Here is a 13,260-nt window from a genome sequence, read left to right on the forward strand (position 1 = left end):
TATCTTTAAAACATTACAACTAATCACCTTTATACTTAAAATGAGTAGCATTTCTACATTCAGATAAAATTTGCAACATATCAAAATCACCTTTTATTAACGCCTCTTTTTTTGACCTTGACCATTTTTTGATTTTCTTTTCAAAATAAATGGCTTGAAGAACATCATTAAAGGATTCATAAAAAACAATTTCTAGAGGTCTTCTTTTATAAGTATAACAATCTCTTTTTATACCATTTTGATGTTCTAAAAATCTTCTTTCTAAATTATTAGTTATACCAGTGTAATATGAACTATCAGAACACTTAAGTATGTAACCTTGGTACGTTAACATATTCTCTTTATTTGTTATATAAATTTTAGTAATTAGGGTTTCGACTGCGCTCAACCTGACATTTGAACTTAATAACATTAAACTAAACGCAATGTTTCACTGAGCGTAGTCGAAGTGATTTTTATTTCTGAAACAATATAAATTACTTCATTGGGTTTTGGCTGCGCTCAACCTGACATTTGAACTTAACAACTTTAAAACAAACGCAATGTCTCACTGAGCGTAGTCGAAGTGCTTTTTATTTCTGAAACAATATAAATTACTTCCATTAGGTTTCGACTGCGCTCAACCTGACATTGAACTAAAGAAGTAACATTCCTAAAATGTTAATCAAACGGATATTTAATAACCATTTTAACGCCTTCGTTGGGTTGTGATATAAGTTCAAAACTCGCATTAACTAAATTGGCTCTGCTATTCATATTTAATAACCCTGCGCCTTTTTTAACTGTGTTTACATCAAAACCTATTCCGTCGTCTTCTGCGGTTATTATTAAATCTTCTGGGGTGTAATTGAGAGTAACGCTTAAGTTTTCGGCTTCAGAATATTTAACTGAGTTAGATAGAAATTCTTGTAAAATTCTAAAAATAATTATTTCGTGCTTTTTATTTGAAAACTCAATTTTATCACCAATTATTTTTAATTCCGCGGAAGCGAATTTCATTTTTTGTAAACGCTTCAATTCATTGCTTATAGATTTTTCAAAACCAATATTTAAAACAACCTCGTTATTTAACGTTCTTGAGAGTTGCCTAACTTCGTGTAGGCTTTGGCTTAAGGCTTCGGTAGTGTCTTTAAATTTTTCTTTTACATCATCTTGAACTTGCATTTTTAATATACTTAATTGCATGCTAGCAAATGAGAGCAGTTGGCCAACATTATCGTGCAATTCCCAACCTATGTTTTTTAAAGTTTGTTCCTGTGTTTCGGTTTGCGCTAATACAATTTCTTGTTCAAAGGCTTGTTTCTGTTTTATTTTTTCGAGTAACAACTTATTTTTTCGTTTTTGAAAAACAATAAAAAACAGAATAACTAAGGAGGTAATAATAACCAAAACGGCTATCATATAAACCAATAAATAACGTTCGGCAGCTGTAGTAGCTATACGATCTGTGTTTTGAACGAAAATAAAATTAAAATAAAACATAAAACTATTTGCAAATTTTAAAATTTGCCTACTCAAAAATACATAATTAAACATGTATGCAATATTACAAACCAGAAATATAATTATTTTACAAAATGTTATAAGCAATGTATTAAAACCTTAAACACGAATATTTAAATAAAACATAAGATTTAACTTACTAAAAAACACTTAATAGGCAACAAAAAACATCTTATAGACAAAAATTGTAGTTTATCTCATTTTTTTTAATAAATTTAACACTTTAACTTGTTTTTGTGCAGTTAAACAAAACAAACATAATCACAAACCCAAATTATTACTAACATGAATAAAAACTACTTAACACAAAAAAAACATTACTTATTTGTAATGCTTTTAATTATTTTAATTGTGCCAACCACCAGCGCTTTTAAACCTGTAATATTAAACTCTGATGAAATTATAGAATTTTATTCTGCCGATAATGTTCCCTTGTTTAAAGGTTGCGAACGATCTGGATCTCGTAAAGAAGATGTTGCTTGTTTTAACGAAAAAATAACAAAACACATTAAACGCAATTTTGTTTATCCTGAAGAGGCTTACAGAAAAAAAATAGAAGGACGCGTTTGGGTTACGTTTATTATAGATAACGCAGGTAAGGTAAAAGACATTAAAGCAAACGAACCTAACCACAGCAAAACACTAGAAGATGAAGCTGTACGTATTGTTTCTTTACTTAGAAAATTTACACCTGGTGTACACAATGGCAAAATTGTAAACGTAAAATACGGTATGCCAATTACATTTAAATTACATTAATTGTTTTTATAACTACAACGTTATAGATAAAAAAAGCTGCAATTTTAAAATTGCAGTTTTTTTTATCTTATTCTTTTTTAAGACGACTTAACCTCTATTTCTGGCTTACAATAAATTAATGCAAAAGTAAAAGTGAAGTACATAAAAGCATTTGCAAACAAATAAATTTGCCATTTTAAGAAAATAAAATTCCAATCGCCATTATGGTGGTACAAATCGTAAAACACTAAAGGCGTTATAATTAACCACCAAATAAAAATTGCAGCACTTATATAAAAGTTTAAACTTTTATAAAAGGTTAATATACTATTACTCTGTAATACCTCTATAAAATAAAAAATAGTACACATAAAAATTATTACAGCTCCTAATATACTTATAATAGGGAAAGATTTGATAAAATAATCATCCCAATTAAATATTATATAAATAATACAGAATACTAAAAATAGATAACTAGCGTACTTTAAAACAGTTTTAAAAACTATGTTTTTTAAAATTTTGCGGTAATAAAAAGCAAAAAATAGAATAGCTCCCAGACTCCAAAATAAAGTAGACCACCAGTAATTCCAAGATAACTTGGTATTATGTAGAAACTTTAAAATACCATTTTTAATAAAAAGAGGATAAAATGATAAAGTATCGCAAATGGTTAAATAAACTAAAAACCATATAAAATACTTAGCAGCTGTAAGTTTATAGTTTTTGTATAAAACTAAACCCGTAACAGCTGCCAAACATTCTATCAAAAAAGTTATTAAATAATAATAATCTTTTAAAAAATCATTCATTTAAAAATCATGGGTATTCTCCTGTACCATTACCGCCATTATTTAACGGAGGTAAAGGAATATTATCGTCAGTAGGTGGTAAACTAATATTAAAACTACTAGCCATAGCTTTATTTTCCTGGCCAGTTGGTGCAATAAATAAGGTGTTGCGGTGGCGCTTTGTTGGCCTACCAGTATCGTTGCCATAATTTGCAAAATACACACGTAACCCAGTAAACGTGTAACCTAAAGAGTCGGCACCGTATTCTGCGTATGCTAAATACTCGTTTATATCTTCTATAGACCACCAAACCGAAAGGGTTTGTTTTCTAGGGCCTTCAACCTCAAAAGTAGAGTCTATTTCTTTAGGGTTGTATATTCCCCAATTTTGACTATACTTAGTTGCTTCTGCAATAGAAATAGTATCCTTTGGTGGTTTTGCTGCCATTTTTTTAATGGGTGGCATTTTTGATGTTGCATCTTTTGGGCAAAAATAATAGGTAACTATACTACCTATAATAATCCCTAAAAAAAGGTAAAGTAATTTTTTCATATCATGTTATTATTGTTAATATGAGGTTAAAAGTAATAAAATCTTTTAACTATTAAATTATTTGTTTAAGAAGGAAATCCCAACATAGCTCCCATGCCTACCGTAAACAACCAACACCCGTAAATGGCATGCTCTACAGATACTAATAGTGTAGATTTTGTTTTTGTATAGGTTAACGCAAATAAAACACCGCCTATAGCTGTTAATACCATTACCAAGATATTTTTAAAAAATATATGCCCTAAACTAAATACAATAGCATTTATAAAAATTAAAAGTTTAGTGCTTTTAAACAACTTAGTGTAACGTGTAAAAAAAAATGTACGATACAATAACTCCTGCGGATATACCGAAAACAAACTATAAACAAATAAAATAAATAGCCAGATTTTTGGTTTATGCAACACCACTTTAAACAATACCTGTTGGTTGGTTAAAAGCACATAAACCGAGGTTATAATTGCAATAATTAAAAATTTTAGCAAAGTGGCTTGCCAAAACTTGGGCCAATTAATGTGTTTATTTATTTTAAATTTTTGGTTTTCAATTTTTAATAACACATAAATTATATAAGCAAAACCTGTAACTCCTAAAGCTAATTTTATGTAAACTGTGTACGGTAACGCAAAACTAACAGGCAATAAAATAAATATTATAAAAAACTCGGAGGCTTTATATAGTTTTGAGTTCATTTATTTACATTTTTTAATAATCTGAAAATTAATATTTTTTAAGAGTTTATATTAAAAATTTTCAGGATTTTCAACTCTTTAATGCCTTCATAATTAAAAACCAAAGCGCATTTTAATTAAAAAAACTAACTAAAAATAACCCTTTAAAAAATTTTAAGAAAAATTAATTACTAAAACTTAATAACTGTAGAGTGTTTAACTTCGTTAATAACAAACATACTATGCGTACTGCCTATATGGCTAATTGTAGTAAGCTTACTAACCATAAAAGCTCTAAACTCATCCATATTTTCAACTAAAACTTTTAATAAATAATCGTAATCGCCACTAAGGTGAAAACACTCCAAAACCTCAGGTATTTTGGCTACTTCACGCTCAAATTGCATAACATAATCTTGGGTGTGTTGCACTAATTTAATATGGCAAAACACAACAAAGTTTTTATTAATTTTTGCTTTATTAACCAAAGCTACGTAACCATCAATAAAACCAGCACGCTCTAACTTTTTTATGCGTTCGTAAACTGCTGTAACCGATAAACTAAGCTTTAAAGACAACTCTTTATTAGTTTGTTTACTATCGGTTTGTAATAGTTCTAGTAGTTTCTTATCGGTTGTATCGAAAATCATAAGTGATAATTATTCTAAAAAAATGCCAAAAAACATATTATTTAGATTTATTTTTTACTGTAAAACATAAATATAAACTTATTTTCTAATAAAAACTATTTATATTGATTTTTAAACTAAATAGATTCATTTTTGATGACATTTTTAGTTTGACTTCAAGTTTTATGTTGTTCCGATTTACTTCGGAATAACATAATCTGAAGTTATAATAAAAACAGCCTCTCGGTATAACAAGCGAAGCACCACCAATTGAAGCTACTAATTAACAAACAAGTGTTTGTTAGAGTTATTCTTAGGAAGTAGAACTGTATCGAGAATCAATCAACCATTAAATCAATCAAAAAAAATATTTTCTATGAGCTTTAAACCAGCAAACAATATACAAGACTTACAATATTTTGGTGAATTTGGAGGCGTAAACCCTTCTATTTCAGATTCTTCAACCTATACTTTTTTATCAGCAAAAACCATGTTCGATACTTTTGAAGGTAATGCAGATGGCTGTTATTTATACTCACGCCACTCATCGCCTTCTAATTTATATTTAGGCGAAGCCTTAGCAGCTATGGAAGGCACCGAAACAGCAAATGTTACCGCTTCTGGAATGGGCGCTATAACAGCTGTTTTAATGCAACTCTGTAATGCAGGCGACCATATTGTTTCTAGCCGAACTATTTACGGTGGTACTTATGCTTTTTTAAAAAACTTTACACCAAAATTTAATATAAAAACCTCGTTTGTAGATATTACTAAACTTGAAGCTGTTGAAGCTGCTATAACACCAAATACTAAAGTAATTTACTGCGAAGCTGTAAGCAATCCGCTTTTAGAAATTGCAGACATTAAAAGCTTATCGCAACTGACAAAAAAACACGGCTTACAATTAATTGTAGATAATACGTTTTCGCCTTTATCAATATCGCCTGCTGTTTTGGGTGCAGATGTAGTTATACACAGTTTAACAAAATTTATTAATGGCTCTAGCGATACTGTTGGTGGTGTAATTTGTGGCACACAAGAGTTTATAAACAACCTAAGAAATGTAAACAACGGTGCCGCCATGCTTTTTGGTAGCACTATGGATAGTTTACGTGCTGCTTCTATTTTAAAAAACTTACGTACGTTGCATATTCGTATGCAACAACATAGTAAAAATGCTTTGTATTTAGCTAAAAAATTTGAATCTGATAGTTTAAAAACGGTTTATCCAGGCTTGGATTCGCACGCATCTCACGAGTTATTTAAAACAATGATGAATAAAAACTACGGGTTTGGAGGTATGCTAACTATTGATGTTGGCTCTTTAGATAAAGCCAACGAACTCATGGAACTTATGCAACATAAAAATTTAGGTTATTTAGCAGTTAGTTTAGGGTTTTATAAAACGTTGTTTAGTGCTCCTGGTACTTCAACATCTTCTGAAATACCTGAAGAAGAACAAAAAGAAATGGGTTTAAGTGATGGTTTAATACGTTTCTCTATTGGTTTAGATGATGATATTGAACGTACTTACCAAATGATTAAAACATGTATGGTTGAATTAAATATTCTTGAACATTAATGTAATCGGTTAATTTTTTGAGTTAAATCAATAATATCTTTTTGCACTTTAGTTTTAATACTTAAAATTTCAGCTACTTGTTGTTCACCACCTTTATAACTTGTACTCATCTCTAAAGTTAGTATGTAATTTAATAATTTTAAATGGGCTTTTAGTTTTTTATTATAAACTTCGGTTAAATGGGCTTTTGTAGTGCAAATTCGTTTCACTGAACTATTTTTAACATAAACCGATTTTGATTTATTTATATTATTTGCAAAATAATTAATAAAAATAGGTTTTAATTGAAGTGCAAAAAACTGTTTATAAGTGGTGCAAATAAATAGTAGTACCAAGCTAAAAATAAGTAGGCTAAAAAAGGGAGTCATAAAATGGAATTAAATTAACTGTTCTATCTGATTGTTATACTATTACGACACAAAATCTAATTTTTGGTCACACCAAACAAAAAGAGATAAGCCTCATAATTTGTAAAAAAACGAAGTTTATTGTAACATTACATCTGTAAAACTTTCCAAATGCAAGACGATAAAAATATTTCTGAAATTAAAACCGACCAGCAATCTATTATAGAAAACTCTGAATTAAACATTTGGGAAGCCTTAATTCCTGTTATTATACTAATGGGGCTTTTAGCTTACAACATATTTTTTGCCGATGGCGAAATGCTTGGTGGTTATTCTAATCAATTTATTTTACTTATTGGCGCTGCTATAGCTGTTGGTGTGGGCTTATTTAATAAAGTATCTATACCGTTAATGCTAAAAGAGGTTTGGGAGAATTTAAAAAGTGTATTTGTTCCGGTACTTATTTTACTTTTAGTTGGTGCATTAGCAGGAACTTGGTTAATTAGTGGTGTAATACCCGCTATGGTATATTACGGTTTAGAGGTGTTGAATCCTGCTATATTTTTACCAGCTTGCGTTGTAATTTGTGCTTTAATTTCAATATCAACAGGAAGTTCATGGACAACTTCGGCAACAGTTGGTATTGCATTAATTGGTATTGGTAACGCGTTAGGTGTAAACTCTGGCATGATTGCTGGGGCTGTAATTTCTGGAGCTTATTTTGGAGATAAAATGTCTCCATTAAGCGATACAACAAACCTTGCTCCTGCTGTAGCTGGCACAGATTTATTTACTCATATCAGGTATATGACCATTACCACAATACCATCTATAGTTATAACTTTAATAATATTTGCTATTATTAGTGCTACTTCCAACGTTACGGGTAATGCCGATGTTAGTAATTTATTAAATACCATTAATGCTACATTTAATATTACACCTTGGCTATTTTTAGTACCTGTAACGGTAATAACTTTAATATTACTTAAAACCAAACCACTTATTGCTTTAGGTGCCGGTGTAATAATTGCAGCTGTGTTTGCATTTATTTTTCAACCAGAAATTTTATCAAGCTTAAACACATCAAAATTAAATGCTGTAATTACTTCTATTTTTACAGATACTCAAATAACTACAGAAAACGAAAAATTAAACGAACTTTTCTCTGCTGGCGGAATGAATGGTATGCTATGGACCATTTATTTAATTATTAGCGCCATGGTTTTTGGTGGTGTTATGGATGGTATTGGTGCATTAGCCAGAATTACTAAGGTTTTACTTTCTGTAGCTTCATCTATATTTGGTTTATTTGCAAGTACTGTAATTAGCTGTTTAGGTTTAAACACTATTGCATCCGATCAGTATTTAGCCATAGTAATTCCTGGGAAAATGTTTAAAAAAGCATTTGAAGATAAAGGCTTAGCTCCAGAAAACTTAAGCCGAACTCTAGAAGATTCAGGCACAGTAACCTCTGTATTAATACCATGGAATACCTGTGGTGCTTACCAAAGTAGCGTTTTAGGCGTTGGTGTTGGCGAATATTTTGTTTATGCCTTTTTTAATTGGTTAAGCCCGTTTACCACTTTGTTATTTGCTGCATTAAAAATTAAAATAAAGCAAATAGCTAAAACAGATTAAAAGTGCTTTTTTAACGGTTATTTTATCATATTCATATTTTACAACTCCTTTTTTTATCCAACTAATAAAAATAGCAGCCTGTTTTTAACACCATTCTTTAAGCTTATATACTTATAAGATTTTATAATTATAACTTATTATAATAAGACTTGTATTGTACTAGATTTGCTAAAAGAATAACATTTAAAACAAAAACAAATATGTCATTAGTTGGAAAAAAATTCCCAGATTTAAACGTAGACGCCATGAACGATATGGGCGACACTTTTAAATTAAACGTACTTGAAGAAGCTGTAAACCACAAGAAAAAAGTAGTATTATTTTGGTATCCAAAAGATTTCACTTTTGTTTGTCCAACAGAATTACACGCATTTCAAGCTGCTTTACCAGAATTTGAAAAACGTAACACTATTGTAATTGGAGCTTCTTGCGATACTCCAGAAGTACACTTTGCTTGGTTAAACACAGCTAAAGATAACGGAGGTATTGAAGGTGTAACTTACCCAATTCTTGCAGATAGCAACAGAAACTTATCTAGCATTTTAGGTATTTTAGATATTACTAAAGAAACTTTTGACGAAGAAACCAATACTGTACAAGTTGAAGGTGATAACGTAACTTACAGAGCCACTTACATTATTGATGAAGATGGGTTAGTACAACACGAAAGTATTAACAACATGCCATTAGGAAGAAACGTTGGTGAATACTTAAGATTAGTTGATGCCTTAACTCACGTACAAGAAAAAGGTGAAGTTTGTCCTGCAAACTGGGAAGAAGGTAAAGAAGCCATGAACGCTAACCGCGATGGTGTTGCCGAGTACCTTGCTGCTAACTAATAAAACAAAACAGTCATGATTAAAGAATTAGATCAAGATAATTTACCTGACTTAGTTTCAGGAAACGATACAGTAATCGTGCAGTATTCTGCCACTTGGTGTGGAAACTGTAGAATTATGAAACCAAAGTTTAAAAAACTTGCTACAGAAAACGAAAATGTAACTTTCGTTATTGCTGATGCTGAAAAATTTCCAGAATCTAGAAAACTTGCTACCGTTGATAATTTACCAACTTTTGCAACGTTTAAAGGAGGTTCTTTTGTAAACCAAGTGCAGACTAATAAGTTTGACGTTCTAAAAGATTTAGTTAATGAAGTTACCAGTAATTAAGCAATTAACACAGTTTATTGAAGAGAACGATGAAGATTACGTATTAGAAACTATTGATACGCTTGAAAATTTAACCGAAGTACCATCGCTTAAAGATGAAGAGTTAGATGTAATAGGTGAATTAATTTCTAATATGTACGGTGCCATTGAAGTTAATAAAATGATTAAAGATGGTAAGCCTAAAAAAGAGGCCTTAAACACATTTATGTCTCGAGTACTTGGCTCTATTGATAAATAAAAGCATCTAAAAATCTCTCACAACCCTAAAAAGTCACTTTTTAATAAAGTGGCTTTTTTTATTTCCATAAAGCTAATTTAACGCTTGTAACATTTTATACTTAAAAATAAGACACGCATAAAGACTATATTTAATGGTTCTAATTTTAAGCATATAAACTCATATAATTAATAAATAAATTTAATTGAGAGTTATTAACTAATAGCTTATCAGCAAAACATTAAATAAAACATACTTATTTGTACATTATTTAATTACTACAATACTTAAGAGTAGTTAGTAAATTGTTTTATTATAATAAGATTATATTAAATAAAAACGCCACTTGAAACCAAGTGGCGCTTTTCTTGCTTAATAACATTTAAAACACTCAATAATATTAAGCCACATAAAAAATCGTTAAAACTAATTTGATAAAATATCTATAATTGGAGAAAGCTTTTTCTCCTTGGCGTAATCTAACGCTGTTTTACCATCGTTATCTACTATTAATGCATCTGCTTTGTTTGCTAATAAAATTTTAACTACCTCGTATTGGTTATACATTGCTGCATATATTAAGGCTGTTGTTCCATTGGAGTTTTGTTTATTTAAATCGGCTCCATTTTCAATTAAATAATTAACCAATTCTTGGCTTCCTTTAAATGAAACCCCTATTAATGCTGTATTTCCTGAAGCATCAACATCATTTAAATCGGCATTATTTTTAACAAGAGTTTTTACGATTTCAACTTTATCAAAATAAGACGCTAAAATTAAAGGCGTAAAACCTCTAGTATCTTTTACATTTACTAAATCTGGATTAAGATTTAATAAACCAGAAACCGCAGCTACATTTCCAGACTGTATAGCTCCAAAAAATTTATCTTTATCTGTCATAACGATGATAATTTTTTAACTAATTAGGGCAAGTAAAAACTTGCCCTAATACTCTACTTAACTTTTTACTATTAAATATCAAATCTTCCTGCATTCATAACTTTTACCCACGCAGCCACAAAATCTTTAACAAATTTTTCTTTGTTATCATCTTGAGCATAAACTTCGGCATAAGAACGTAAAATAGAATTTGAACCAAATACTAAATCAACACGAGTTGCAGTAAACTTAACTTCTCCTGTTTTTCTGTTTTTAATCTCGTAGGTTCCATTATCAAGAGGTTTCCATTCGTAAACCATATCTGTTAAGTTTACAAAGAAATCGTTTGTTAAAGCACCTTCATTATCGGTAAACACGCCATGTTTTGTACCTCCATAGTTTGTTCCCATTACACGCATACCACCAACTAACACGGTCATTTCTGGTGCTGTTAAACCTAAAAGTTGTGTGCGATCTAAAAGCATTTCTTCTGGACTTACCACATATTCAGTTTTTTGCCAATTTCTGTAACCATCTGCTAGTGGCTCTAAAGATTCGAAAGATTCTTCATCAGTCATTTCCTGAGACGCATCACCTCTACCTGGAGCAAAAGGCACTTCAACATTCATTCCTGCATTTTTAATAGCTTTTTCTACACCTACATTACCTGCTAAAACAATTGTATCAGCTACACTAATTCCAAATTCTTCTGCGATTGGCTCTAAAACAGATAAAACTTTACTTAATTGTTCTGGTTCGTTACCTTCCCAGTTTTTTTGTGGTTCTAAACGAATACGAGCACCATTGGCTCCTCCTCTAAAATCTGATCCTCGGTAAGTTCTTGCACTATCCCATGCTGTAGAAACTAATTCTGCAATAGTTAAATCTGTGCTAGCTATTTTATCTTTTACAGCGTTAACATCGTAATCATAATTTCCTTTAGGTATTGGGTCTTGCCAGATTAAATCTTCTTGTGGAATATCTGGACCAAACCAACGATCTTTAGGTCCCATATCACGGTGAGTTAATTTAAACCAAGCTCTTGCGAATGCATCAGAAAAAGCTTCAAAATCGTTCATGTATTTTAAAGAAATTTCTCTGTAAATCGGATCTACCTTCATTGCCATGTCTGCATCCGTCATCATTGGGTTGTGTCTAGTCGTTAAATCTTCAACATCCACTGGCTTGTCTTCTTCTTTTATATCAATTGGCTCCCATTGATGAGCACCTGCAGGGCTTTTACGTAGTTCCCACTCATGGTTAAATAACATTTCGAAGAAACCGTTATCCCATTTTGTTGGATTTGTTGTCCATGCTCCTTCTAAACCACTGGTTACCGTATATCTACCTTTTCCAGATTTTGTTGGGTTAGACCATCCTAAACCTTGTTCTTCTACTCCCGCTGCTTCAGGATCTGGACCTAAAATAGACGCATCTCCATTACCATGTGTTTTTCCTACTGTATGTCCACCAGCTGTTAAAGCAACCGTTTCCTCATCGTTCATTGCCATACGCTTAAAAGTTTCACGTACCTGAGCTGCAGTTTTTAATGGGTCTGGCTTACCATTAACACCTTCTGGGTTTACGTAAATTAATCCCATTTGTACAGCTGCTAATGGATTTTCCATTGTATCTGGCGCATCTACATTTCCGTATCTCTCATCACTTGGTGCTAACCATTCTTTTTCTGCTCCCCAGTACACATCTTTTTCTGGGTGCCAAATATCTTTACGTCCAAATGCAAAACCATAAGTTTTTAATCCCATGCTTTCGTAAGCTATTGTTCCTGCCAAAATAATAAGATCGGCCCAACTTACTTTATTGCCATATTTCTTTTTAATTGGCCATAATAAACGTCTTGCCTTATCTAAACTAACATTGTCTGGCCAAGAGTTAAGTGGCGCAAAACGTTGGTTGCCTGTGCCACCACCACCGCGCCCATCGGCAAGTCTGTATGATCCTGCTGCATGCCACGCCATTCTAATCATTAATCCTCCGTAGTGTCCCCAGTCTGCAGGCCACCAATCTTGGCTATCCGTCATAAACTCATGAAGATCTTTTTTTAATGCATCAACATCTAGTTTTTTTAATTCCTCTAAATAATCAAAATCTTCACTGTAAGGGTTTGTTTTAGTATCATGCTGATGTAGTATGTCTAAATTTAAACTATTAGGCCACCAATCTGTTACTGATTTTTCGGTAGTAGTAATTGAACCTTGCATAAAAGGACATTTTCCTGAACTTGAACCTCCATGACTTAATTCTTGGTTTTCAGCGTGTATTGAACCTGCTGCATCGTTAGATAAATTCTCCATATTATATTGTTTTAATGTATTTATAATTTCTGTTTCAAAAGTATAATCTAATAGCTTTAAAAAAATCAATAGTTTATTCTTATGATTTATTTAGTTATCAATAAAATTTATCAATAGCTAGAGTACTATAAACTTGCACTATAAAAATAAAAAAAAACTGACATTATTGTAAACATTAATCGTTAATAAAAACTTATTTTTTTGTGAATTTGTAGGATTTCAAAT

Annotated in this window: 15 protein-coding genes; 6 read left to right on the forward strand and 9 right to left on the reverse strand. The window is 31.1% G+C overall.

Annotated features, from left to right (window positions below; translation table 11 throughout):
* Positions 1-19: 19 nt before the first annotated feature.
* Positions 20-334: a GIY-YIG nuclease family protein gene (locus tag LG649_RS14540; RefSeq protein ID WP_226544551.1), complete on the reverse strand. Its 315-nt coding sequence runs from the start codon at positions 332-334 to the stop codon at positions 20-22.
* A 326-nt stretch (positions 335-660) separates the two neighbouring features.
* Positions 661-1,482 carry a sensor histidine kinase gene (locus tag LG649_RS14545; protein ID WP_226544552.1) on the reverse strand — a complete coding sequence of 274 codons (822 nt, stop codon included), beginning with the start codon at positions 1,480-1,482 and terminating at the stop codon, positions 661-663.
* A gap of 306 nt (positions 1,483-1,788) precedes the next feature.
* Here LG649_RS14545 and LG649_RS14550 point away from each other — a divergent pair, with 306 nt between their 5' ends.
* Entirely contained in the window at positions 1,789-2,262 is a 474-nt protein-coding gene (locus LG649_RS14550; protein ID WP_226544553.1) for an energy transducer TonB, read from the forward strand.
* Positions 2,263-2,339: 77 nt separating this feature from the next.
* On the opposite strand, the gene LG649_RS14555 is transcribed toward LG649_RS14550, so the two are convergent.
* The 4 genes from LG649_RS14555 to LG649_RS14570 all read right to left on the reverse strand — a co-directional run bounded on the left by LG649_RS14555 (position 2,340) and on the right by LG649_RS14570 (position 4,906).
* Entirely contained in the window at positions 2,340-3,053 is a 714-nt protein-coding gene (locus LG649_RS14555; RefSeq protein WP_226544554.1) for a hypothetical protein, read from the reverse strand.
* Positions 3,054-3,060: 7 nt separating this feature from the next.
* A complete protein-coding gene (locus LG649_RS14560; RefSeq protein WP_226544555.1) occupies positions 3,061-3,585 on the reverse strand; it encodes a hypothetical protein in 525 nt (174 codons plus the stop codon).
* 65 nt (positions 3,586-3,650) lie between these two features.
* Complete coding sequence (locus LG649_RS14565; RefSeq protein ID WP_226544556.1) at positions 3,651-4,277, reverse strand: CPBP family intramembrane glutamic endopeptidase; 627 nt, start codon at positions 4,275-4,277, stop codon at positions 3,651-3,653.
* A 170-nt stretch (positions 4,278-4,447) separates the two neighbouring features.
* Positions 4,448-4,906: an Lrp/AsnC family transcriptional regulator gene (locus LG649_RS14570; RefSeq protein WP_226544557.1), complete on the reverse strand. Its 459-nt coding sequence runs from the start codon at positions 4,904-4,906 to the stop codon at positions 4,448-4,450.
* 355 nt (positions 4,907-5,261) lie between these two features.
* On the opposite strand from LG649_RS14570, the gene LG649_RS14575 reads away from it, so the two are divergent.
* Complete coding sequence (locus LG649_RS14575; RefSeq protein ID WP_226544601.1) at positions 5,262-6,467, forward strand: aminotransferase class I/II-fold pyridoxal phosphate-dependent enzyme; 1,206 nt, start codon at positions 5,262-5,264, stop codon at positions 6,465-6,467.
* On the opposite strand, the gene LG649_RS14580 is transcribed toward LG649_RS14575, so the two are convergent.
* Positions 6,464-6,676 (reverse strand): hypothetical protein, encoded by a 213-nt coding sequence (locus tag LG649_RS14580; RefSeq protein ID WP_226544558.1) that lies wholly within the window; start codon positions 6,674-6,676, stop codon positions 6,464-6,466. The genes LG649_RS14575 and LG649_RS14580 overlap by 4 nt on opposite strands.
* A gap of 309 nt (positions 6,677-6,985) precedes the next feature.
* On the opposite strand from LG649_RS14580, the gene LG649_RS14585 reads away from it, so the two are divergent.
* The 4 genes from LG649_RS14585 to LG649_RS14600 all read left to right on the forward strand — a co-directional run bounded on the left by LG649_RS14585 (position 6,986) and on the right by LG649_RS14600 (position 9,862).
* Positions 6,986-8,455: a Na+/H+ antiporter NhaC family protein gene (locus LG649_RS14585; protein ID WP_226544559.1), complete on the forward strand. Its 1,470-nt coding sequence runs from the start codon at positions 6,986-6,988 to the stop codon at positions 8,453-8,455.
* A gap of 200 nt (positions 8,456-8,655) precedes the next feature.
* Entirely contained in the window at positions 8,656-9,294 is a 639-nt protein-coding gene (locus tag LG649_RS14590; protein ID WP_226544560.1) for a peroxiredoxin, read from the forward strand.
* Positions 9,295-9,309: 15 nt separating this feature from the next.
* Positions 9,310-9,624, forward strand: coding sequence for a thioredoxin family protein (locus LG649_RS14595; protein WP_044633523.1), 315 nt, complete (start codon positions 9,310-9,312; stop codon positions 9,622-9,624).
* Complete coding sequence (locus LG649_RS14600; protein ID WP_226544561.1) at positions 9,605-9,862, forward strand: DUF6952 family protein; 258 nt, start codon at positions 9,605-9,607, stop codon at positions 9,860-9,862. Before LG649_RS14595 ends, LG649_RS14600 begins: the two co-directional genes overlap by 20 nt.
* Positions 9,863-10,267: 405 nt before the next feature.
* Here the strand turns inward: LG649_RS14600 and LG649_RS14605 are convergent, their stop codons facing one another.
* The gene (locus tag LG649_RS14605; RefSeq protein WP_226544562.1) at positions 10,268-10,741 is read right to left on the reverse strand and encodes an ankyrin repeat domain-containing protein; all 474 of its coding nucleotides are present in this window, start codon (positions 10,739-10,741) and stop codon (positions 10,268-10,270) included.
* Between the two features lie 71 nt (positions 10,742-10,812).
* Positions 10,813-13,035 (reverse strand): catalase/peroxidase HPI, encoded by a 2,223-nt coding sequence (gene katG, locus LG649_RS14610; protein ID WP_226544602.1) that lies wholly within the window; start codon positions 13,033-13,035, stop codon positions 10,813-10,815.
* Between the last annotated feature and the right edge of the window lie 225 nt (positions 13,036-13,260).

The sequence above is a fragment of the Neotamlana laminarinivorans genome (assembly GCF_020523925.1).
Classification (GTDB): Bacteria; Bacteroidota; Bacteroidia; order Flavobacteriales; family Flavobacteriaceae; genus Neotamlana; species Neotamlana laminarinivorans.